The sequence below is a fragment of the Paenibacillus bouchesdurhonensis genome, assembly GCF_900155685.1.
In the GTDB taxonomy this organism is placed as follows: Bacteria; Bacillota; Bacilli; order Paenibacillales; family Paenibacillaceae; genus Fontibacillus; species Fontibacillus bouchesdurhonensis.
The window spans coordinates 3,405,126-3,427,099 of the sequence record NZ_LT732548.1 but is presented as its reverse complement, the minus strand read 5'-3'; the positions used below and the strand labels follow the sequence as shown (position 1 = coordinate 3,427,099).

General features: G+C 48.8%; 20 protein-coding genes and 1 pseudogene. 20 read left to right on the top strand and 1 reads right to left on the bottom strand.

Annotation, left to right across the window (positions count from 1 at the left end; genetic code table 11):
• The 3 genes and pseudogenes from CZ379_RS19430 to CZ379_RS19420 form a co-directional block, all read left to right on the top strand.
• Nucleotides 1-640: pseudogene (locus CZ379_RS19430) on the top strand (flagellar hook-length control protein FliK); the annotation flags it as partial.
• Nucleotides 637-948, top strand: coding sequence for an EscU/YscU/HrcU family type III secretion system export apparatus switch protein (locus CZ379_RS19425; RefSeq protein ID WP_110933132.1), 312 nt, complete (start codon nt 637-639; stop codon nt 946-948). The pseudogene CZ379_RS19430 and the gene CZ379_RS19425, both read left to right, overlap by 4 nt.
• Complete coding sequence (locus CZ379_RS19420) at nt 938-1,336, top strand: YraN family protein (RefSeq protein WP_110933131.1); 399 nt, start codon at nt 938-940, stop codon at nt 1,334-1,336. The genes CZ379_RS19425 and CZ379_RS19420 overlap by 11 nt, the downstream gene beginning before the upstream one ends.
• A gap of 100 nt (nt 1,337-1,436) precedes the next feature.
• Here the strand turns inward: CZ379_RS19420 and CZ379_RS19415 are convergent, their stop codons facing one another.
• Nucleotides 1,437-3,092: a YifB family Mg chelatase-like AAA ATPase gene (locus CZ379_RS19415; protein WP_110933130.1), complete on the bottom strand. Its 1,656-nt coding sequence runs from the start codon at nt 3,090-3,092 to the stop codon at nt 1,437-1,439.
• Between the two features lie 516 nt (nt 3,093-3,608).
• Between CZ379_RS19415 and sucC the strand changes: the two genes are divergently transcribed.
• From sucC to CZ379_RS19330, 17 genes are all read left to right on the top strand, one after another.
• A complete protein-coding gene (gene sucC / locus CZ379_RS19410; protein ID WP_110933129.1) occupies nt 3,609-4,769 on the top strand; it encodes an ADP-forming succinate--CoA ligase subunit beta in 1,161 nt (386 codons plus the stop codon).
• A 37-nt stretch (nt 4,770-4,806) separates the two neighbouring features.
• Complete coding sequence (gene sucD, locus CZ379_RS19405) at nt 4,807-5,736, top strand: succinate--CoA ligase subunit alpha (RefSeq protein ID WP_110933128.1); 930 nt, start codon at nt 4,807-4,809, stop codon at nt 5,734-5,736.
• Nucleotides 5,737-5,851: 115 nt separating this feature from the next.
• Nucleotides 5,852-6,940, top strand: coding sequence for a DNA-processing protein DprA (dprA, locus tag CZ379_RS19400; RefSeq protein WP_110934469.1), 1,089 nt, complete (start codon nt 5,852-5,854; stop codon nt 6,938-6,940).
• A gap of 95 nt (nt 6,941-7,035) precedes the next feature.
• Nucleotides 7,036-9,135, top strand: coding sequence for a type I DNA topoisomerase (gene topA / locus CZ379_RS19395; protein WP_110933127.1), 2,100 nt, complete (start codon nt 7,036-7,038; stop codon nt 9,133-9,135).
• Between the two features lie 44 nt (nt 9,136-9,179).
• Complete coding sequence (gene trmFO / locus CZ379_RS19390; RefSeq protein ID WP_407668687.1) at nt 9,180-10,505, top strand: methylenetetrahydrofolate--tRNA-(uracil(54)-C(5))-methyltransferase (FADH(2)-oxidizing) TrmFO; 1,326 nt, start codon at nt 9,180-9,182, stop codon at nt 10,503-10,505.
• A gap of 83 nt (nt 10,506-10,588) precedes the next feature.
• Nucleotides 10,589-11,131 carry an ATP-dependent protease subunit HslV gene (gene hslV, locus CZ379_RS19385; protein WP_110933126.1) on the top strand — a complete coding sequence of 181 codons (543 nt, stop codon included), beginning with the start codon at nt 10,589-10,591 and terminating at the stop codon, nt 11,129-11,131.
• Between the two features lie 126 nt (nt 11,132-11,257).
• On the top strand, nt 11,258-12,664 hold the full coding sequence (gene hslU / locus CZ379_RS19380) for an ATP-dependent protease ATPase subunit HslU (RefSeq protein WP_110933125.1): 1,407 nt from the start codon (nt 11,258-11,260) through the stop codon (nt 12,662-12,664).
• Between the two features lie 401 nt (nt 12,665-13,065).
• The gene (gene flgB, locus CZ379_RS19375; RefSeq protein WP_110933124.1) at nt 13,066-13,473 is read left to right on the top strand and encodes a flagellar basal body rod protein FlgB; all 408 of its coding nucleotides are present in this window, start codon (nt 13,066-13,068) and stop codon (nt 13,471-13,473) included.
• Between the two features lie 6 nt (nt 13,474-13,479).
• A complete protein-coding gene (gene flgC / locus CZ379_RS19370) occupies nt 13,480-13,929 on the top strand; it encodes a flagellar basal body rod protein FlgC (RefSeq protein WP_110933123.1) in 450 nt (149 codons plus the stop codon).
• Nucleotides 13,930-13,964: 35 nt separating this feature from the next.
• Complete coding sequence (fliE, locus tag CZ379_RS19365) at nt 13,965-14,276, top strand: flagellar hook-basal body complex protein FliE (protein WP_110933122.1); 312 nt, start codon at nt 13,965-13,967, stop codon at nt 14,274-14,276.
• 32 nt (nt 14,277-14,308) lie between these two features.
• Nucleotides 14,309-15,892, top strand: a complete 1,584-nt coding sequence (fliF, locus tag CZ379_RS19360; protein WP_110933121.1) for a flagellar basal-body MS-ring/collar protein FliF — start codon at nt 14,309-14,311, stop codon at nt 15,890-15,892.
• 23 nt (nt 15,893-15,915) lie between these two features.
• Entirely contained in the window at nt 15,916-16,920 is a 1,005-nt protein-coding gene (gene fliG / locus CZ379_RS19355) for a flagellar motor switch protein FliG (RefSeq protein WP_110934467.1), read from the top strand.
• Entirely contained in the window at nt 16,913-17,758 is an 846-nt protein-coding gene (locus CZ379_RS19350; RefSeq protein WP_110933120.1) for a FliH/SctL family protein, read from the top strand. The genes fliG and CZ379_RS19350 overlap by 8 nt, the downstream gene beginning before the upstream one ends.
• Nucleotides 17,755-19,074: a flagellar protein export ATPase FliI gene (fliI, locus tag CZ379_RS19345; RefSeq protein WP_110933119.1), complete on the top strand. Its 1,320-nt coding sequence runs from the start codon at nt 17,755-17,757 to the stop codon at nt 19,072-19,074. The genes CZ379_RS19350 and fliI overlap by 4 nt, the downstream gene beginning before the upstream one ends.
• A gap of 10 nt (nt 19,075-19,084) precedes the next feature.
• Nucleotides 19,085-19,528: a flagellar export protein FliJ gene (gene fliJ, locus CZ379_RS19340; RefSeq protein WP_110933118.1), complete on the top strand. Its 444-nt coding sequence runs from the start codon at nt 19,085-19,087 to the stop codon at nt 19,526-19,528.
• A 46-nt stretch (nt 19,529-19,574) separates the two neighbouring features.
• Nucleotides 19,575-20,507: a MotE family protein gene (locus CZ379_RS19335; protein ID WP_110933117.1), complete on the top strand. Its 933-nt coding sequence runs from the start codon at nt 19,575-19,577 to the stop codon at nt 20,505-20,507.
• Between the two features lie 41 nt (nt 20,508-20,548).
• A complete protein-coding gene (locus CZ379_RS19330) occupies nt 20,549-21,964 on the top strand; it encodes a flagellar hook-length control protein FliK (RefSeq protein WP_110933116.1) in 1,416 nt (471 codons plus the stop codon).
• The last annotated feature ends 10 nt before the right edge of the window (nt 21,965-21,974 follow it).

The following is a 21,974-nucleotide window of genomic DNA, read 5'->3' as shown; positions in this document are numbered from 1 at the left end:
TGCTTCCGCAGCTGCTGGGGCGCCACAGGCGCAAAGCACAGCCGCCGCCAGCGCCGCAGCCCAGCAGGCAGCCGCCGCACCGGAGGCTGCGGTACACGAGACGCTGAAGGGCGTGCTGCTGCAATTGCTGGCTGCGGACGACGTGCCGGCCCCGCTGCAGGAAGCAGCCCGCCAGCTCATTCTGCAACTGACAGGCCAGCAGTTGCTGCTGAACACGGATCGAACCGCTCCCTTCGCCCAAGTGACGCTGTTCCTGCCCTTCGTCGGCGCGGACGGCGAACAAACTGCTGCCGTTCATATTGAATCGCGGCGCGGCCGCAAAGGGGAACTGGACGCGTCCAACTGCCGGCTTTGGTTTGATCTGCAAATGAAATCGCTTGGCCTCATTATGCTTGACGTTCAGGTTCTGGACAGGAAGGTTATGCTGAAAATATACACCGAAGCGGAGGCAACGGGTCAGTTTCTGGAATCGAGACAGGAGGATATCCAAGAGGCGCTTCACACGGCCGGATATCAGTTAGTTTCCTTGAAAAGCGACCTATTGCCCTCTGTCGAGCCTGAGACGATGGGAGGAAGCGAGCCGGGGTCGCCGTTTTCTTACACGCCGACGACCTATAAAGGGGTGGACTATAGAGTATGAGCGACAACAATGAACAACTGCGCCCCTATCAAATCAAAAAAGCCGTCGCCCTCAAATACGATCCAGCCCAAAGCGATGCCCCAGTCGTCGCTGCTAAGGGCAGCGGCTACTTGGCGGACAAAATACTGGAAAAAGCCAAAGAGCACGGCGTGCCGGTACAGGAGGATGCCGCACTGGTCGAGGTGCTCTCAAAGCTGGATCTGGATCAGCAAATTCCCCCGGAGCTGTACACACTGGTAGCCGAGATACTCAGCTTTATATACCGCACAGATAAACAGGCGGAGAAGGGGATGCCTCATGACTACTAATCCCGAGGACAAGAGGACGGGCCGATTGGACGGGCGAAAAGAAAGTGGACGGCTAGCGGAGGAGGCGGGGGCCCGCTATTTGCAGGAGCAGGGTTATGTGCTGCTTAAGCGCAACTGGCGCTGCCGCTCTGGAGAAATCGACATCATCGCCAAGAAAGAAGGCGTCATCATTATTGTTGAAGTGAGAAGCCGGAGCGTACATAGCAAAAAGTACGGGACACCAGCAGAATCCGTCACCCCTCGCAAAATGAAGCAAATCCGAGAAACGGCGATTGTTTACTTGCAACAAACCAATCAATTAAACGAGATCATCCGGTTCGATGTTATGGGCGTGAGGATGGAACAGAACGAGGTCGTCAAGATCGAGCACATCGTAAATGCATTCTAACATAATAGCCTTGCTATCCCTTGAAATGGTGTGAAGCGCAGTAGCTCCCTTCCGTTTCCAGTGACAGCAAGGCTATGCTGCTTTGTCGCGAACATTCGGACTAGTTGAGATTATCGGTAACCTGGCGATCAAGCTGGCGGTATTGGATAGCTTCAGCGATATGATTTGCAGCGATGCGAGCGGATCCCTCCACATCCGCTATCGTTCTGGACAGCTTGATAATCCGATCGTAGGCCCGCATGCTGAGTCCGATGGCTTGAAATGTGGTCTGCAGCAACTGCTCGGCTTCTCTGCTTATGTCGGCGTATTTTCGCAGCGCTCTGCCGTTAAGTTCGCTATTATAGCCTATCTCTAACTTTGCATAACGCTGCTGCTGAATATGCTGCGCACGCAGCACCGCAGCTTTCATTTCTCCAGAACTAAGCGGCTGTCGGTCTGTCTGCCAATTGACAGGCCTGGGAACCTCGACATGCATATCAATACGATCCAGCAAAGGTCCCGAAATGCGTTCACGGTATTGGGCTACCCGATACGGACTACAGGTGCAGCGGGGCAGCGGAGGCTCGGCTCCGAGATAGCCGCACGGACAAGGATTCATAGAAACGGCAAGCAAAAAATTCGCCGGAAAGGTAAATGCCGCCCTCGTCCTGCTAATCGTTACCTCCCGTTCCTCCAACGGTTGACGCAGCACCTCCAACGCCCCCCGGGCAAACTCGGGAAGCTCATCGAGAAACAGTACGCCGTGATGAGACAGGCTAACTTCTCCTGGTTTAGGTATGCTGCCGCCTCCAACCAGGCCAGCGGCAGATATCGTATGATGAGGGGAGCGAAAAGGTCTACTGCGGATTAAGTCCGACTCTGTCTCTTTAAAATTTCCGGCGGAGCTGTAGATTTTCGTCACCTCCAGCGCTTCTTCCTCGGTTAGGGCGGGCAAGATGGAAGGAAGGCGGCGGATCAGCATTGTTTTACCTGTACCGGGCGGACCGATGAGCATAATATTGTGCCAGCCTGCGGCAGCTATCGTTAAGGCTCGTTTCACATGCCGCTGTCCAAGCACATCGCTATAGTCTTTGACAGAGGGAGTTTTCGGGGAAAGCAAACTGGAGTACTCTCTTTTTGAGGCTTGTAAATGCTTAAACGATGTAATTACTAAAGTCCCATTCTTCGGCGAGACCGAGGTTTGTTTCCTGTTTGAATGCTCCTTGGAAAACGCCTTCCCATGGTAAGATGCTTCGCCTTCAGGGTTCGAAATATCCACGGTGGCAGCTAGGTCGTTTAAATGGTTCAAGCCGTAAATTGAAATTCCGCTGATCAGCATCGCTTCCTCTGCATTGTCCATGGGCAGAAGAACTGCACCAAAGCCTTGGCGCTTGGCGAGATCGACCATGGAAATGACGCCAGAGACAGGGCGGAGCACCCCATCGAGGGACAACTCGCCGATGATGAGAACCCGTTCATTTTCCGGCAATACGATTTGCTTGCTGGCAGCAAGTATGGCGAGTGCAATCGCTAAATCGAAAGCGGAGCCCTCCTTGCGCAAATCGGCTGGGGCCAAATTAATCGTCACTCGCTGCAGCGGAAAGGTATACCCGCAGTTTTTGATCGCTGATCTTACACGCTCTACAGCCTCCCGCACCGCCGTGTCAGGCAAGCCGACAACCGTCGTTTGTGGAATGCCGTTGGACAAATCCACCTCGACCTCGATTAATTTCCCGTCTATACCGTATAGACAAGCGCTGAATAATTTACTATACATAACCAAAGAACACCCTTTCTCTTTAAATTGCGTCGGCTCGCATGTCAAGCCAAAACAGACATAGGAAAAGGGTGCTTCCTCAATTTTCCGTTAATTTCATGACCGTATTTTAGAAGTAAAGCCATCAAAAGTCAAGAAATTTAGTTTTGTTTAAGTGGTTTCATGCTATAGCTATTAAAAATGTTACATGGACTTGCACGGCTGCAGGAGAGCCGCTTTTACAGAAACCTATCTCAATATGATATATTTTATTCATTTAAAGCAGGAAGAGAAAAAGCGCTGGTTTTACTGAAATCTCAAGGTTTATGGGAAATAAGGTGAGGCGGTTGCTCCATGGGAATTCCTAAATTTGGGAGGGGGAATTTTTGATCTATATCAAAATTAGATCGAACTGATATAAAAAAAGTTGTGTATAAAGAATGAATTTTTAAGGAAAGCGTTTTAAAAACATGGTACAATGATCTGGGTTTCATATGTTCACCTTAATAACCGCCTGTTGATAGGAGGATTCTACGAATGAATATCCATGAATATCAAGGAAAAGAAGTCCTGAAGCAATACGGGGTGGCCGTGCCGAAGGGACAAGTTGCTTTTACGGTGGATGAAGCCGTGAAAGCAGCCGAAGCATTGGGCAGCGGAGTCGTTGTGGTAAAAGCCCAAATTCATGCTGGAGGCCGGGGGAAAGCCGGCGGCGTCAAAGTAGCTAAAAATTTGGATGAAGTGCGGGCATATGCTGAGGAAATTCTCGGTAAAGTGCTTGTTACCCATCAGACGGGCCCCGAGGGCAAGGAAGTAAAGCGCTTGTTGATTGAGCAAGGCTGCGACATTAAGAAAGAATATTATGTCGGTGCCGTTGTTGACCGGGCAACGGGACGCGTCGTACTGATGGCTTCGGAAGAAGGCGGTACGGAAATTGAGGAAGTGGCAGCAGCTACGCCGGAGAAGATTTTCAAGGAAATCGTCGATCCGGCCATCGGTTTGCAGCCGTTCCAGGCTCGCAGATTGGCCTATGCCATCAATATTCCGAATGAGCTGGTGAACAAAGCGGCTCAGTTTATGCTGGCGTTGTATGAAGCGTTTGTAGATAAGGATTGCTCTATTGCAGAAATTAACCCGCTTGTTGTTACGGGCGACGGCGAAGTGATGGCGCTTGATGCCAAGCTGAACTTTGATTCCAACGCGTTGTTCCGCCAGAAAGATGTCTTGGCGCTCCGCGATTTGGAAGAAGAAGATGAGAAAGAAATCGAAGCCTCGAAATACGATCTGAGCTACATTGCTCTGGATGGCAATATTGGCTGCATGGTCAATGGCGCGGGTCTCGCGATGGCTACGATGGATATTATTAAATATTATGGCGGCGACCCAGCCAACTTCCTCGACGTTGGAGGCGGCGCTACAGCGGAGAAAGTAACCGAGGCATTCAAAATTATTTTGTCCGATGCAAAGGTTAAAGGGATTTTCGTCAATATTTTTGGCGGAATCATGAAATGCGATGTTATCGCTTCGGGGATCGTAGAGGCTGCGAAGCAGGTGGGACTGGATCGTCCGCTTGTTGTGCGGCTGGAAGGAACGAACGTCGAGCTCGGGAAGGATATTTTGGCGAATTCGGGCCTTGCGATCGTATCTGCTGATTCCATGGCTGACGGCGCTCAGAAGATCGTCAAACTAGTGTCATAATTTAATCTTCCAATCCATATCAGAGGAGGCTCGAACGATGAGTATTTTGGTCGATAAAGATACGAAAGTAATTACGCAAGGAATAACAGGGAAAACAGCCCTATTCCACGCAAAAGGCGCTCTAGATTACGGTACGCAAATGGTTGGCGGAACTTCGCCGGGCAAAGGCGGCACCAAGGTCGATATCGCGCTGGAGAGCGGCGAGACGGTTAGCTTGCCAGTGTTCAATACGGTGAAGGAAGCAAAGGCAGCTACAGGAGCAACGGCAAGCGTGATCTATGTTCCGCCGGCATTTGCTGCAGATTCCATTCTCGAAGCAGTTGAAGCGGAAATGGAGCTTGTTATTTGTATCACTGAAGGTATTCCTGTTCTTGATATGGTCAAAGTATCCCGTTATATGGAAGGGAAGAAGACGGTATTAATCGGGCCAAACTGTCCTGGCGTTATTACTCCGGGAGAGTGTAAAATCGGAATTATGCCGGGCTACATTCATATGCCAGGCCATGTCGGCGTAGTATCGCGGAGCGGAACGCTTACTTATGAAGCGGTTCATCAGCTGACGACCCGTGGCATTGGCCAATCATCTGCAGTAGGTATCGGAGGAGACCCTGTCAAAGGATCGGAATTCATTGATATCCTGCGCCGCTTCAATGAGGATGACAACACGCATGCCGTCATCATGATTGGAGAAATCGGCGGAACGGCCGAAGAAGAGGCTGCGGAATGGATTCGAGACAATATGACCAAACCTGTCGTAGGATTTATCGGTGGGGTGACTGCGCCTCCGGGGAAAAGAATGGGGCACGCCGGTGCGATCATTTCCGGCGGTAAGGGTACTGCTAAGGAGAAGATTGCCAAGTTGGAAGAATGCGGGATCAAGGTCGCCCCAACTCCTTCCGAAATGGGTTCTACACTAGTTAGCGTACTTGAAGAACGCGGCATTCTTAATCTCTGCACGACACACTAAAATGATTTTGTTATAATATGGGTAGAGGTAAGCAACCTTCTTGGCCGAAATGGCAGGAGGGTTGCTTTTTTTGCTTATTTTTAGGGTAAGCATTTATATGACGGGAGGCGCGGAATTGGACAAGCGATCACTATTCATTGGGTTGCATGAAAGCCCGGGACTTGGCTGGAAACGAATCGAGCATTTGCTAAGCTGGGACGATAATTGGGTGCATGCTTTGGACTTTACTCCGGCAGATTGGATGGAGCGCGGAGTTGGGGCAGAGCTTGCTTTGAAGCTGACTAGAACATTGACAAGAAGCTGGATCGAAGAAAGAGCGGGGCAAATGGAACATATGGGGATATTTGCTGTGACGATTTTCGATCCTGAGTATCCCCTATTAATGAAGGAAACCGTTCGGCCCCCTTGGGTGATGTATGGAATTGGAGATATAAATTTGCTGGCTGTTCCCTCGATCGCCATAGTCGGCACAAGAATTCCAACTGCTTATGGACGCAAAGTATGCACTGAACTGACAGAGTCGCTCTGCCGCCGGGGGCTTGTCATCGTCAGTGGGCTGGCGAGAGGGATCGACGGCCGATGTCATGAAGCTGCGCTTCAATGCAGGGGGAAGACGGTGGCTGTGCTCGGCACTGCAATTAATGTCGCGTATCCCCCGGAGAATGCTTCTCTATATCGAATGATCGCGGAGCAAGGGCTTATCTTGTCGGAATATCCGATGGGGACCCCCGGGCACCCGGGGCTATTTCCGCAGCGCAATCGAATTATCGCCGGTTTAGCGCTTGGGACGGTCGTCGTGGAGGCGGATGCCCGCAGCGGCTCATTAATAACGGCAGACGCTGCATTGGAGGCGGGGCGTGACGTATTTGCCGTTCCGGGGCCGATAACTTCGCCCAAGAGCAGGGGCACGCTCGATCTCATCAAGCAGGGGGCGAAAATGGTCGTTGAAGCTAGAGATATTTTAGAAGAGTACGAAGGCTTGCTTCCGAATCTAATGGAAAAAGAGGAAAAAAACAGATCAAATAACGAGTTGACAGATGAGGAGCGACGCATATACCATATGTTGGAGCAGAGTATTTGTACCCTGGATGAATTGCTCATGAAGACGGAATGGGAATTTGGACATTTACATTCAGTTCTGTTATCTTTAATCATGAAAAACGCGGTAATCCAACTACCCGGTTCTATGTATAAGGTAATATAGTCCATTCCTAACTGAGAGTGGTTCATAAAATATGACTATATGACTTTTTTAGAAATGCTTAATTAGCTTTTGACGTTTGAGAGGAGGATGACCCTGTGGCGGATTCACTCGTCATCGTGGAATCGCCTGCCAAGGCGAAAACGATCGGCAAATACTTAGGCAGCAAATACATCGTGAAAGCTTCAATGGGGCATGTTCGCGATTTGCCCAAGAGCCAGATTGGGGTTGAAGTAGAGAATGACTTCAGTCCAAAGTATATAACAATCCGTGGTAAGGGTTCTGTATTGAAGGAATTGAAGGATGCCAGCAAAAAGGTAAAGAAAATTTATCTTGCAGCTGACCCCGATCGTGAAGGGGAAGCGATAGCCTGGCATTTGGCCCATGCGCTTAATATGGATGAAACGGAAACTTGTCGTGTCGTATTCAACGAGATTACGAAGCAAGCGGTCAAGGACGCGTTCAAAACACCGCGCAAAATCAATATGGATCTGGTGAATGCCCAACAAGCCCGGCGGATTCTCGATCGGCTCGTTGGTTATAAGATTAGTCCCTTGCTATGGAAGAAAGTTAAGAAAGGTTTGTCTGCGGGAAGAGTTCAATCGGTTGCCGTAAAAATTATTATGGATCGGGAGAATGAAATTTCCGCATTTATCCCAGAAGAGTATTGGAGCATCACAGCCAAGCTGAAGACGGGGGATTCTTCATTTGAAGCAAAGTTCCACCAATTACATGGTGAGAAGCTGGAGCTGACTAACGAGGAACAGGTAAAAGGGATATTAAAGTCCATCGAGGGCGCGAAATTCAAAGTTGCAGACGTTAAGGAAAGGGAACGACTCCGTCACCCGGCGGCTCCATTTACGACTAGCTCCTTACAGCAGGAGGCGGCTCGCAAGCTGAACTTCCGTGCGGCGAAGACGATGTCGGTTGCTCAGCAGCTGTATGAAGGCGTTGATCTAGGTAAAGAGGGGACTGTAGGTCTGATTACTTATATGCGTACGGATTCAACGCGTATCGCCGAATCTGCGCAAGTGGAAGCGAAGGAATATATTGTCGCTAAATATGGCGATAAATACGCGCCGGAATCGCCGCGACAGTATTCGAAGAAAGCAGCGGGCTCCCAGGATGCGCACGAGGCGATCCGTCCTACATCGGCTCTCCGCGATCCAGAATCTGTGAAATCCTTTACGAGCCGGGATCAGTATCGTTTGTATAAACTGATTTGGGAACGCTTTATGGCTAGCCAGATGGCCTCTGCCGTGCTTGATACCCTTTCGGTCGATATTGCTACTGGAGAAGCTACGTTCCGTGCTGTCGGCTCTAAAATCCGCTTTCACGGCTTTATGAAGGTGTATGTAGAGGGGAACGACGATGGAACGACGGATGACGACAAGTATTTGCCGCCGCTCCAGGTTGGCGATGAGCTGCAGACGGAGGAGATCGAGCCGAAGCAGCATTTCACTCAGCCGCCGCCGAGATATACAGAAGCACGCTTGGTCAAAACGCTGGAGGAGCTGGGCATAGGACGTCCTAGTACGTATGCTCCGACACTTGAGACAATTCAGAAGCGCGGGTATGTGGCGATTGAAGACAAGAAGTTTATGCCGACCGAGCTCGGTGAACTTGTCATTGAGCAGATGGAACAGTTTTTCCCTGAAATCCTGGATGTAGAATTTACCGCCCATATGGAAGACGATCTCGATAATGTCGAAGAGGGCTCCGAGGATTGGGTTCGCGTATTGAGCGATTTTTATGAGTCGTTTGAGAAGCGGCTGGAAGTAGCAGAGGAAGAAATGAAGGAAATAGAAATCGAAGATGAGGTTTCCGATGAAATTTGTGAAAAATGCGGGAAACCGCTCGTATATAAATTAGGGCGATTCGGGAAATTCCTCGCTTGTTCCGGATTCCCGGACTGCCGCAGTACCAAGCCGATCGTCAAGGATATCGGCGTGACTTGTCCGAAGTGTAAGGAAGGACATGTCGTTGAACGGCGCAGCAAGAAAGGAAGAGTCTTCTTCGGATGTGATCGTTATCCGGAGTGTGACTTCGTTTCTTGGGATCGGCCGTCTGCAAAGCCTTGCCCGAAATGCGGAGGGCTGCTCGTGGAGAAGCGCAATAAACAAGGAGGCAAGCTGCAATGTACAGCCTGCGACCATGTTGAACAAATCGAGGAGAATGAGGATACCTCCGATGAATAGACAACATTAAGAATCGACCCATTGAACACGCATTAGGGGGTAAAATGAGATTGGAGCAATCAAATAGAGTTACTGTTGTAGGAGCAGGGCTTGCTGGAAGTGAGGCCGCTTGGCAAATTGCCAAGCGCGGCATCCCTGTAAGATTATATGAAATGCGTCCTGTCCAGCAGACGCCAGCACACCATACCGATAAATTTGCCGAGCTCGTCTGCAGCAACTCCCTCCGGGCCAACAGTTTGACAAACGCGGTAGGGGTGCTTAAAGAAGAGATGCGCCTGCTGGATTCGCTAGTGATCGGTGCCGCTGATCGGAATGCCGTGCCGGCGGGAGGGGCGCTGGCCGTTGATCGTGACGGCTTCTCGGGCGAAATTACTCGCATGCTGCGAGAGCATCCGCTCGTTGAGGTCGTGAATGAAGAAATACAAGAAATACCTCAGGATGGGATCGTAATTATCGCTACGGGGCCGCTGACTTCGCCTGCCCTTTCAGAGCAGATCAAGCGTCTGACGAGCGAGGATTACTTCTATTTCTACGATGCGGCGGCCCCGATTGTGGAGAAGGACTCCATTGACATGAATAAAGTTTATCTTGCTTCAAGGTATGACAAAGGTGAGGCGGCTTATCTGAATTGCCCGATGAATGAAGAAGAATTCGATGCATTTTACGAAGCGCTTATTCATGCAGAAATCGCTGAACTGAAAGAGTTCGAGAAGGAAATTTATTTTGATGGCTGTATGCCGATTGAGATTATGATGCGCCGGGGCAAACAAACGGCTCTATTCGGCCCGATGAAGCCGGTAGGACTCGTTAATCCCCATGATGGCAAGCTTCCGCATGCGGTCGTTCAATTGCGTCAGGATAACGCTGCAGGGACACTCTACAACCTGGTAGGATTTCAGACCCATCTAAAATGGGGGGAACAAAAGCGGGTATTCTCGATGATCCCCGGTTTGGAAAATGCTGAATTTGTACGCTATGGCGTCATGCATCGCAACACATTTATCAACTCTCCTAAGCTGTTGGAGCCGACATACCAGTTGAAAGAACGGCCTACGCTGTATTTTGCCGGGCAAATGACCGGGGTTGAGGGATACGTGGAGTCTGCCGCGTCAGGACTGATTGCAGGCATTAATGCAGCTTTAGCTGCAAATGAGCAAGAGGGAATCGTATTCCCAGAGGATACGACTCTTGGCAGCATGGCAAGGTATATAACAACAGCTGATTTCAAGCATTTCCAGCCCATGAATGCGAACTTCGGTTTATTTCCCAAGCTCGATACCCGCTACCGCAAAAAGGCGGAAAAGAATGAGGCGCTGGCTAATCGTGCATTAAACAGCTTAAAGGCATTTATAAGCGACACCCGTATTTAAGATGGCTGCTTGGAAGTATTGATTATGCAAGTTTATCATAGAATGATATACGGGTACCCCATATACAGAGGAGATGGATTGTAATGATTCCTACTTTTCACGCTACTACGATATGTGCTGTTCGCCATAACGGCAATGGAGCTATTGCTGGTGACGGTCAGGTTACATTTGGCGAGAGCGTCGTTATGAAGCAGACCGCAAAGAAGGTTCGTCGCTTATACCGTGGGGAGGTACTGGCTGGCTTTGCTGGCTCTGTGGCCGATGCCATTACTCTTTTTGAGAAGTTCGAGGGAAAGCTGGAGGAGCATCATGGCAATCTGCAGCGTGCTGCGGTTGAGCTTGCCAAGGACTGGCGACAGGATCGCGTGCTGCGTAAATTGGAGGCGCTGATGATCGTTATGGATAAAACCGGCATGCTCCTCATCTCCGGCGGAGGGGAAATCATTGAGCCGGATGATGACGTGCTGGCGATCGGTTCAGGGGGGAATTTTGCCTTGTCGGCGGCGCGGGCTCTTAAACGCCATGCTGCTCAATTGGAAGCGAAGGATATCGCGCGCGAATCGCTGCTGGTTGCTTCTGAAATTTGCGTATACACAAACAATAACATAATTGTCGAAGAACTTTGATGTGACGCTGTTTTCAAGCCGTTGATTACGCTAAGGTCAGCTGTCCATCGGATTAAATGTCCGGCGAACCGGACTTTTTTTCGTGGGCTTCAGGCCAATAATTCAACCTTCGAAGGGGGACATACCATGACGGATCGTCATTTTACGCCAAGACAAATTGTTGCTGAGTTGGATAAGTATATTGTCGGACAAAAACAAGCGAAGAAGTCGGTTGCAGTCGCTCTGCGTAACCGCTATCGCCGCAGTCTCCTCAGCGAGGAGGTACAGGATGAAATCGTGCCGAAAAACATTTTGATGATCGGGCCCACGGGCGTGGGTAAGACCGAGATTGCGCGTCGTCTAGCGAAGCTTGTAGGCGCTCCTTTCATCAAAGTAGAGGCAACCAAATTTACCGAGGTCGGTTATGTTGGCAGGGACGTGGAGTCGATGGTTCGCGATTTGATCGAGACCGCGATTCGTACTGTGAAGCTGGAGCGCACTGAAAAAGTAAAAGATAGGGCAGAAGAACTAGCTAACGAGCGGCTGGTACAGATTATCGTTCCTTCAAATCAAAAATCGAAGAGCGGCCGCAATCCATTCGAAATGCTGTTCGGAAATCAGGGTGCGAGTGAGACTCCGACGGCGGAGGAATCTCAGGAGGACGGTTCCATCGCCGAGAGCCGGCGCCAGATTCGAGCCAAGCTGGCTGCGGGACAAATGGAAGACGATACCGTTGAGATCGAGGTTGAAGATACGGCGCCGACGATGCTGGATATGTTTGCAGGACAAGGGAATGACCAGATGGGAATGAATATGCAGGAAATGTTCGGAAATCTCCTCCCAAAGCGCACGAAGAAGCGGAAGCTGACCGTGAAGGAAGCGCGCAAGGTGCTTACACAGGAAGAGGCCAGCAAGCTGATTGACCATGATGAGCTTGTGCAGGAAGCGGTAACTCGTGCCGAGCAGTCGGGGATTATTTTTATCGACGAGATTGATAAGGTAGCCAGCGGCGGCGGCGGCGGCTCAGGTCCGGATGTGTCCCGCGAAGGAGTGCAAAGGGATATATTGCCGATCGTAGAAGGCTCGACGGTTATGACGAAGTATGGCCCAGTGAAAACCGACTATATTCTGTTCATTGCGGCAGGCGCCTTCCATGTCGCTAAACCTTCGGATCTGATTCCTGAGCTTCAGGGGAGGTTCCCGATTCGCGTGGAACTGAACAGTTTGTCCCAGGAGGATTTCGTGTCCATCCTTACCGAGCCGCAAAATGCATTGACGAAGCAGTATACAGAACTGCTTCGTACTGAAGATATTGAAATTGATTTCTCGCCGGAGGCAATTACTGAAATCGCCAAAATTGCTGCTTCCGTAAACGCCAATACTGAGAATATTGGAGCTAGACGATTGCATACGATCCTAGAAAAGCTGCTGGAGGATTTATCGTTCGAAGCCCCAGAGCTCACTCTGGATAAAATGACGGTTACGCCGGAATATGTACGGGAGAAACTGGGTGATATTGCCCAGGATCGCGACCTTAGCCAGTTTATTCTATAGATCGCTGGAGATATCACAACATGAAGTAATGAAGCCATTTGAGGCCGTTAGTCCCATGGAAATGGGACGGCGGCCTTTCTGCTTTTTCCGACAAGTTTAATCGGCATATAGTCATACCTAATTATGTTGATTTTTCATAAAAATATTGAAAAATTTTCAAAAAGTGTATATTTAATCGTTAAAATCTGTAAAGATAGGGCTTTTTTCTTATTGTAATAATGTCGAATCTGCTTGAAACTTAGGATATATGACATTAAGCTATATTTTGACCTAATAGGACAATAGAAAGACTATCGAAATGGTTTATTGTCGAAAAAAGAGGAATTTGCAATTGAATGTTGAATAAGTTGTGAGTCGAGGATCAAAATGAGGAAATTTAATTAATTAAGGGGGATAGGAAGATGCAGCTTCTTAATGGCGTAGGGTTTAACAGGCTCGAAAACGCAATTCAGGCTGCCAGTACTAGGCAGCAAGTGATAGCAGATAACATAGCGAACGTGGATACCCCTTATTTTAAGCGTTCGAACGTATCTTTCGAGACTTTGTTACAGAATGAATTGAATGGCGGAATGCCTAATCTACGGGGATACCGAACCGATTCTAGGCACTTTGTCATAGGTTCTTCCGGAAGCGTACCGGAGCCGAAAATCACAGTCGATGACAGAACAGCAATGAATAACAATTTGAACAACGTGGACATCGATAGCGAGATGAGCTTGCTCGCGGAAAATAAGCTCCGGTACGATTCGTACATAGAGCAGTTGAATTACCAAATTAAGATGAAACGCGTGGCGACAGAAGGGAGATAATGAGCGTTGAAAATTAGCAATAGTTTCAATATTAGTTCTTCAGCACTAACAGCGCAGCGCCTTCGGATGGACGTAATCTCCTCCAATATTGCCAACGCGAGAACGACCCGAGCCAGCATGGAGAACGGTCAAGCTGTTCCGTACCGGCGCAAGACGGTTGTTATGGCTCCGAACAATGTGAGCTTTGGAAGTACCTTGGAGGCGGCTATGGGTCAGAAGCCCGCTACCCAGGGTGTGAAGATTACCCAGATTACAGAAGACCCGACGCCTTTTAAGCCGGTATACGACCCGACGCATCCCGACGCTGACGGTGAAGGATATGTCTATATGCCGAACGTGGATTTGATGAAGGAAATGGTAGATATGATTTCGGCAACGCGTTCTTACGAAGCGAACATCACCGCATTGAACGCAAGCAAAGCGATGATTTCAAAGGCATTGCAAATCGGTAAATAATCAGTCAAATTGAAGCAGTCAGGAGTTGGGAATAATTGATACAGAACAATTTTAGCCTAAATACCATTCAAAGATTAGAGACAATAGCCGAACCCCATAAACCCGTAGTTACTTCTCCTTCGGAAGCCATACAAAGTTTCAGTTCTTATTTGACTGACGCTCTGAACGGAGTCGCCGCGCAAGAAAACAACGTTCAACGACTCAATGAACAGTTTCTCCTAGGTCAAGCTAATATTGATCAGGTCATGATCGCCTCAGAACAGGCGCTGTTAAGTTTGCAGCTCACTACGCAAGTTCGGAATAAAGTGATAGAAGCTTATCAAGAGATTATGCGTACGCAAATTTAATGAAACTAGCAAGCTGTGGATGAGGTGAAATTGTGAATGAGAGAATCGCCCAATATCGGGATCGACTAACCGGATATTGGAATAACTTTAGCAATAAACAAAAAACGCTATTAATATCGACGATTGCGATTATATTACTGGCGATTATATTACTAACGATTCAGTTTTCTAAAACGGAATACGAAGTGGCCTTCACGAATCTGGATACCACGGACGCTGCCGGCATTATGAGCCATCTTGAGTCCAGCGGCATACCTTACAAGCTAAGCCCGGATGGAACGAGCATCTCCGTACCTAGCAAGGAAGCATCGCGCGTCAAAGTCGATGTAGGCTCGCAAGGGATCGTTAAGAACGGTTCGATCGGCTGGGAAGCATTCAATGAGAGCTCATCTCTGATTGGGATGACGGATAACGAATTTAGCGTGAAATACAGAAGCGCACTCAATGGTGAAGTAGAACAGCTGCTCAAGCGCATGAAGGGTGTGCAAGATGCGAAAGTCCTGATTAACTTGCCGGAAGAAAATGTATTTGCTAGTCCGGAGGAGCAGCAGAAGGCATCTGCCTCCATTGTCATCGGTTTTAAACCGGGATATCGCCCGAATCAGGAAGCGGTAGATGGTTATTTCAATCTCGTGAAGACTTCCATACCGAACCTTCCAATTGAAAATATTTCGATCTCTTCCAGTGATGATACGGTTCTCTTGCCTACAGGGCAAGGGGGGAATATCGGTTCCCTGACAACAGCCGTACAGGAAAATATGGCATTACAGAAAAAATTTGAAAGTGACGTAAGCCGTAGCGTAAAGCAATTTCTCTCGAAGTTGACTGGTCCTGACAAAATTGAGGTGCTGGTAGCTTCTACGCTAAATTTTGATCAAATTATCGAGAAGAACAATCTCGTTACCCCAGTCGATACCGAAAATATGAGGGGGATTGAGATCAGCGCCCAAAGAATTCAAAAAAGCTACACTGGTGAAGGAAATCCAGATAGCGGAATTCCTGGCACTGGGACGGAAGACGTACCGGGTTATCCTACTGCAGGAAGTAATTCTGGGGTAAGTTCAGAGGAATCCTCTTCAACGATTAACTATGAAGTTAACCGTATTACCAAGGATATCGTAGCTAGTCCATACGTCATTAAAGATTTAACCATTAATGTGGCTGTTGAACCACCTGCTGGACAAGATACTTTAGACCAAACTACCCGGGATGCGATTGAGAATATTTTGACGAATATCGTGGGGTCATATCTAGCGGATTCAGGCACTACTTATACAGACGCTGATCTGCAGCGAAAAGTTTCAGTTTTCTCACAAACTTTTCACGGTTCGGAAGAAAAAGCTTCAAGTCTGACCTTCTCCAACCCTTGGGTGTGGGGAGGAGCAGTGGCTGTTCTGTTAGTCGGAGCAGGGATTGGAGCGCTTGTATTCCGTCGCCGCAAAAATGTGGAAGAAGAGGAAGAGGAGCTGCCGCTGCCTTTGACTCCGGAATTCCCGTCAATCAACTTGGATACTATTACGAACGAAAGTCAAGTGCGTAAACAGCTGGAGACGCTGGCGAAGAAGAAGCCGGATGAATTCGTTAACTTGCTGCGCACCTGGCTGGCAGACGAGTAGAGGTGAACGTATTGTCAAAAACGATGGCTCCTGGTCTTACCGGAAAACAAAAGGCGGCTATTTTGCTGATTACGCTCGGACCTGAGGTGTCAGCACAAATATTCAAGCATTTACGTGATGAGGAAATTGAACAGCTTACACTAGAAATCGCTAACGTCCGCAAAGTGGATAGCAGCGAAAAAGATATGATAATGGCGGAATTCCACCAGATTTGCCTTGCTCAAGAATATATTACGCAAGGGGGCATTAATTACGCTAAAGAAATTCTGGAGAAAGCTCTTGGATCTACTAAAGCATTCGAAATCATTAACCGTTTGACAGCGACGCTTCAAGTTAGACCGTTCGATTTCGCTCGTAAGGCAGATCCTAACCAAATTCTGAACTTTATCCAGAATGAGAACGCCCAGACGATTGCTCTTGTATTGTCTTATCTACAGTTCGAGCAAGCGGCGGCGATTCTATCTTCCCTACCGCAAGATAAGCAAGCGGAAGTCGCGCGAAGAATTGCGATGATGGACAGCACTTCACCGGAGGTCATTTCTCAGGTGGAAAGAGTGCTGGAGCAGAAGCTGTCCGCAACGGTGACACAGGATTATACCAGCGCTGGCGGTATCGAATCGATCGTTCAAATTTTGAACGGTGTCGACCGCGGTACGGAGCGGACGATTTTGGATTCCCTTGAAATTCAAGATCCAGAGCTGGCGGAAGAGATTAAGAAGCGGATGTTCGTATTTGAAGATATCGTTAATATCGATAACCGTTCGATTCAACGCATTATCCGTGATATCGAGAATGCGGATCTGCAGCTTGCGCTTAAAGTGGCTAGTGAAGAAGTACGTGAAGCAGTATTCCGCAATATGTCCAAGCGTATGTCGGACACCTTCAAAGAAGAAATGGAATTTATGGGGCCTGTGCGGCTTCGTGATGTGGAGGAAGCTCAAACTCGAATTGTAGCCACGATCCGCAGATTGGAAGAAGCCGGAGAAATTATCATAGCCCGCGGCGGAGGAGATGACATCATTGTCTAATTTGATTAAGGTGTCCCAATATGTTCCGGTCGACATTCTCAAACAATTGAATCTGGGGAAATCGTATGAAGCTCCTCAGGATCAACAATTAGATGATGAGATTTCACAAGCACCAGTCGAGACGGTTTCCGCCGAGGATTTAGCGGCCGAGGAGACAAGACGGCAAATGCTAAGCGATGCAAAGGAGTTTGCCGAACGGCAAATCAGGGAAGCTTCAGAGCAGGCTGAGAATATGCTTGCAGAAGCTAAACTGCAAATAGAATCCTGGTGGCAGGAGCAAAGAGAGCAGGACGAGCATTTGATTGAAGCTCTCAAATCAGAAGGGTTTAGTCAAGGCTATGAAGAGGGCAAACTTCAAGCCGAACAATCCCTACAAGCGAAAGTGGAACAAATGATGGGCGAGGCAAGTGCCGTTTTGGAGCAAGCATATGCGGAGAAAGAACGAATCATCCAAGAAGCGGAGCCTTTCGTAGTTGAATTAAGCTGCTCTATTGCTGAGAAAGTGATCGATAAGCAATTGGGACTTGAGCCTGATTATGTGCTTGATTTGGTAAAGAGAAGCTTGGCCAGAAAGAGAGAGCAAGGCGTTATCACGCTTTGTGTCTCCCCCGCTCAGTTTGCTTTTGTTCAGGCGGCACGGGAAGAACTCAATCTTGTCATTGATTCGCAAGCTGATCTACAAATTTTGCCTGATGCGACAGTTCAAGATCGCGGTTGTGTAATCCGATCCGCATTTGGGAGCGTAGATGCGAGAATAGATACGCAGCTTGCTGAAATCAAGAAGGAGCTGCTGCGAATCTCACTTGATAATGAAGAGTACCCGGGGACAAGCTCATGACGAAACTTGACACAGTGAAATATATTGATCATTTGCATCAAATGGATCCGGTTCGAATCAACGGGAAAGTTACACAGGTTATCGGACTTATGGTTGAATCGGAGGGGCCGGATGCGAGCATCGGAGACCTTTGTTATATTTATCCGAGTAAATCCTCGGAACCTCTGAAAGCAGAAGTGGTTGGCTTTCGGGATAACAAGGTGCTGCTCATGCCTCTGGGGGAGCTGCAATCCATCGGGCCGGGTTGCGATGTGGTCGGCACGGGCAAGCCGTTAACCGTTCAGGTCGGCTCGGAGCTGCTTGGCAAAGTGCTTGATGGACTTGGAGAGCCGCTGGATGGCTCGGTTATTCCGGCCCGGATGGGACACTATTCAACGTATAACAAACCGATGAATCCGTTGAATCGGCCGCGCGTCGCACAGCCGATTGATATCGGCGTCAGGGCTATAGACGGACTGCTTACGATCGGCAAAGGACAGCGGGTAGGAATCTTCGCGGGCTCCGGCGTAGGTAAGAGTACCCTCATGGGCATGATAGCCCGCAACACTGCGGCCGATGTGAACGTGATTGCGCTCGTCGGCGAACGTGGCCGTGAGGTGCTTGACTTTATCGAGCGCGATCTTGGCCCGGAAGGTCTAGAGCGATCCGTTGTCATCGTTGCTACATCGGATCAACCGGCATTGATCCGGATGAAGGGCGCATTAATCGCTACGACGATTGCGGAATATTTTCGTGATCGGGGACTGAACGTCATGCTGATGATGGACTCTGTTACACGGTATGCTATGGCGCTGCGCGAAGTTGGACTTGCCATTGGTGAACCGCCCGCAATGAGAGGTTACACACCCTCCGTATTTGCGGCTTTGCCGAAGTTAATGGAACGGGCGGGAACTGGGCCAACCGGCTCGATCACGGCTTTTTACACGGTGCTGGTCGATGGCGATGACATGAATGAACCGATTGCCGATGCGGTGAGAGGGATTTTAGACGGACACATCGTGCTGAACCGGAATATCGCGAACAAAGGCCATTTTCCAGCAATCGATATTTTGGCCAGCATTAGCCGGGTTATGAAGGATATCGTGCCGGAAGAGCAAAGCGAAGCAGCGGATAATTTAAAGAGGCTGCTAGCGGTGTATAGAGATTCCGAGGATCTGATTAATATCGGTGCCTATCAGAGGGGCTCGAATCATGATATTGATGAAGCCTTGGATTACATCGAAAGCATATGGAGCTTTACGAGGCAGAAAGTCAATGAAAAGGCGACATTGTCAGAGGTGCAGGAACGTTTAATTGCTGAATTTGCGAGGAGATGACGAGTAGAGGATGAGGTTCCATTACGTCTATCAGAAAGTTGTCGATTTGAAATCCAATCAGAAGACGCAGGCTGAATGGATGTTATCCGCTGCCGTCGGTCAACTGCAGGCGGAGCAGCGCTCTTTGGAATTGCTGGAGGAAGACAAAGTGAGGACCTTCACGGCGATTCAGTCAGAGATGGAGAATAAAGCATCGATGATCAAGCTTCAGGAATTGCAGCGATACATGGATTATTTAGAGAATTGCATCGCTATCAAGTTGGGAGATATCCAGCGAGCAGAAGTGAATGTCGAGAAGAAGAAGGCTGTTCTGAACGGTAAAATGCTTGACGAAAAGGTATGGCTCAAAGCGAAGGAAAAGGCCAAAAACAAATTTCAGCACGAAATGCTTCTTCGGGAACAAAACGAACTGGACGAAATTGCCACAGTCCGGTTTGCCATGAAAGCCCGGTAAGGAGTAACACGGGCATCAGCGATGGGTTTGCGAAGGAGGGAATGGAATGGCACAGGCCGATTTGGAAGAAGATTTGGAATCGGGTGGAGGGTTTGCAAGGTTTTTGTTTTTTGTCACCCCGATTTTATTTACCGTTGTTCTGCTGGCTGTCCTGTTGACACTGTTTAATATGAACTTTCGGGCGACAATGATTGATATTGGGAACAAGATACCGATTGTAAGAAATTTTGTTCCTGATCCAGAAGGCGTGGCAGCCGTGGGGGAGTCCGAGGAAGAAAAAGCAAAGAAACAGGCTGAAAGCAATGAGGCTACTTTAAAGGAATTGAAAGAGCAGGTTGCTCAAAAAGATGCGGAATTGGAAGCGGTGAATCGTCAGGCCACAGAGCAGGAGGATAAAGTGAAGCAGCTTCAAGCGCAATTGGATGCCGCCTTGACGGAAACCATCGAGAAGGAAGAAGCAGCCAAGGATGAGGCCTACCAGAAAGAGGTCAAGAAGCTGTCTCAGCTTTACGCGCAGATGAGCCCGAGCAAGGCAGCTGCCATTTTAGAGAAATTAACGGTGGAAGAAACTTTGCAAATGCTCAGCTTAATGAACAATGAAAGCAAAGTAGCAATTCTTGAGAAAATGGATCCTCAAAAAGCAGCCGACATTTCTATCCTTCTTAAGGACGCGAAGCCAGCTGCGGATATGGCGATAGCCGCATTGCAGTCCAGATTGAAGAAGGATGCGGAGGCTACGGCTCAAGCGGCAGCTACAACCGCTGGCCTGGATGAACGACAGCTAGGCCAGACATTTGCGGGCATGTCCGCGGACTCAGCTTCAAAGCTGATTATCCAGACGCATAAAATTAGTCCAGATAAAGCTTTGAAAATATTAAATTCTGTTGACGACGCAACACGCTCTAAGATACTGGCTGCAATGACGAAAGAAGACGAAGAGCTTACCGCGAAAATTTTGAATAAACTTGTGAGCAAATAAAGGATCATCTCTACTTTTCGAGAAAGGAGGTGAACAAGAAAATGAGTCAATTCATAACTAATCTATCTGCGGGGAGTTCGGCAAACAGCATCCCACTTACTGCGGGAGGCAAAACGGATACAGCTCAAGTGAGCGGCAAAACCTTTGATCAGACATTAGTAGCCATGCTGCTCGGGAACACAGTGTCAGTCGAAGAGGGAACATATCTGCCTTCATTGGCGCTACTAGGGCTAAACTCAGATGAGCAGGAACTGAATGATGCGGAGCTTGAAAATCCGAATGCGCTGATCGAAAATTTGCTAGGGCAATTGAAAGAGCTTGATCAGGCCTTGGAGGAAAACCCTGCTTTGCTGCTCGTTCTTCAGGCATGGCTTCAAGGAGTTCAAATGATTACACAGCCCCACAGCAGCGAAATCGCTACAGCAAATGGAGTGGAGACCGTTGAAATTCCGATTCTAGCTCAGCATCCAGAGACGATGCGTTTCGCGATTCAAGATGCATTGGTACAACTTATGCGGACACCTGAGCAGCAGAATACGTCGGTTCCTTCGACGCTGCAGTCTCGGCAGTTGTTAGAAGTACTGCAACAATTACTTGGGTCGAATCAAGCCAGCAGCCAAACGGCTGATCAGGGTTCTGGAGGAACTGCAGTGAGTAATAGCTGGGTCTCTGCCCTGGAAAAAAACATTCAGGCCATTATGAATGGTGCTTCTAATCAGACGGCTAAGAACGGAACACAGCAGCAAACCCAATCGTCACCATTTCAGGCAGCAATGGTGAGTAACAATGGCCTGAACAGTGTCCAAGCCCCATCGCTTATTAGCGCGGTAGCTGCTGTGGATCATACGGCTGGAGTTGAAAGTGCAGATCATGCAGCAGATGGATTGCATAACGGCAATGTCATGACGGCAGGTCAACTGGCAATGCGCGAAGCCGCAACGGCCCCATTGAAGCCGGTAGTACCAGCAGCGCCTGCAGTGCCTGTGGAGCAATTCGGCAAGGAAGTTAGCGGGTTTCTTGTAAACAAGTTTGAGATCGTTAAGCTTCAAGGCATGTCGCAAGCTAGAATCTCCCTTTATCCAGAGCACCTTGGTCAAGTCGACGTGAAAATTACGATGCAAAACGGACAATTAATCGCTCAGTTTGTGACGGAGCATGCCTTTGCCAGAGAATCGCTGGAAGGCCAGATGGCACAGCTGAGATCAGCTCTTCAGGCGCAAGGCTTGCAAGTAAGCAAGCTGGAAGTTACTCAAAACTCTTCGCTGTCCTCGCATATGTACCAGGATGGTCGTCAGCAGAGCAGCGATACGAATCAGCAGCAGAATAATAAGCGTCGTGAAGTTCGCGAGGATGATGTCTTAGCTTTAGGCGACTTAAACGACGAATGGAACGAATGGATTTCCGAGGTAAGAGCTCGCGAAGAGAACTACGGAAGTTCCTTTGTTGCCAGAGTCTAACGGAAAGGAG

Bases quoted from the DNA above. Each gene is read 5' to 3' on its own strand.
- CZ379_RS19335 (WP_110933117.1), top strand. From the start codon at position 19,575: ATGGCACAGGCCGATTTGGAAGAAGATTTGGAATCGGGTGGAGGGTTT.
- flgB (WP_110933124.1), top strand. From the start codon at position 13,066: ATGCAGCTTCTTAATGGCGTAGGGTTTAACAGGCTCGAAAACGCAATT.
- hslU (WP_110933125.1), top strand. From the start codon at position 11,258: ATGACGGATCGTCATTTTACGCCAAGACAAATTGTTGCTGAGTTGGAT.
- hslV (WP_110933126.1), top strand. From the start codon at position 10,589: ATGATTCCTACTTTTCACGCTACTACGATATGTGCTGTTCGCCATAAC.
- fliI (WP_110933119.1), top strand. From the start codon at position 17,755: ATGACGAAACTTGACACAGTGAAATATATTGATCATTTGCATCAAATG.
- CZ379_RS19330 (WP_110933116.1), top strand. From the start codon at position 20,549: ATGAGTCAATTCATAACTAATCTATCTGCGGGGAGTTCGGCAAACAGC.
- sucD (WP_110933128.1), top strand. From the start codon at position 4,807: ATGAGTATTTTGGTCGATAAAGATACGAAAGTAATTACGCAAGGAATA.
- CZ379_RS19420 (WP_110933131.1), top strand. From the start codon at position 938: ATGACTACTAATCCCGAGGACAAGAGGACGGGCCGATTGGACGGGCGA.
- sucC (WP_110933129.1), top strand. From the start codon at position 3,609: ATGAATATCCATGAATATCAAGGAAAAGAAGTCCTGAAGCAATACGGG.
- trmFO (WP_407668687.1), top strand. From the start codon at position 9,180: ATGAGATTGGAGCAATCAAATAGAGTTACTGTTGTAGGAGCAGGGCTT.
- fliJ (WP_110933118.1), top strand. From the start codon at position 19,085: ATGAGGTTCCATTACGTCTATCAGAAAGTTGTCGATTTGAAATCCAAT.
- CZ379_RS19415 (WP_110933130.1), bottom strand. From the start codon at position 3,092: ATGTATAGTAAATTATTCAGCGCTTGTCTATACGGTATAGACGGGAAA.
- fliG (WP_110934467.1), top strand. From the start codon at position 15,916: ATGGCTCCTGGTCTTACCGGAAAACAAAAGGCGGCTATTTTGCTGATT.
- CZ379_RS19425 (WP_110933132.1), top strand. From the start codon at position 637: ATGAGCGACAACAATGAACAACTGCGCCCCTATCAAATCAAAAAAGCC.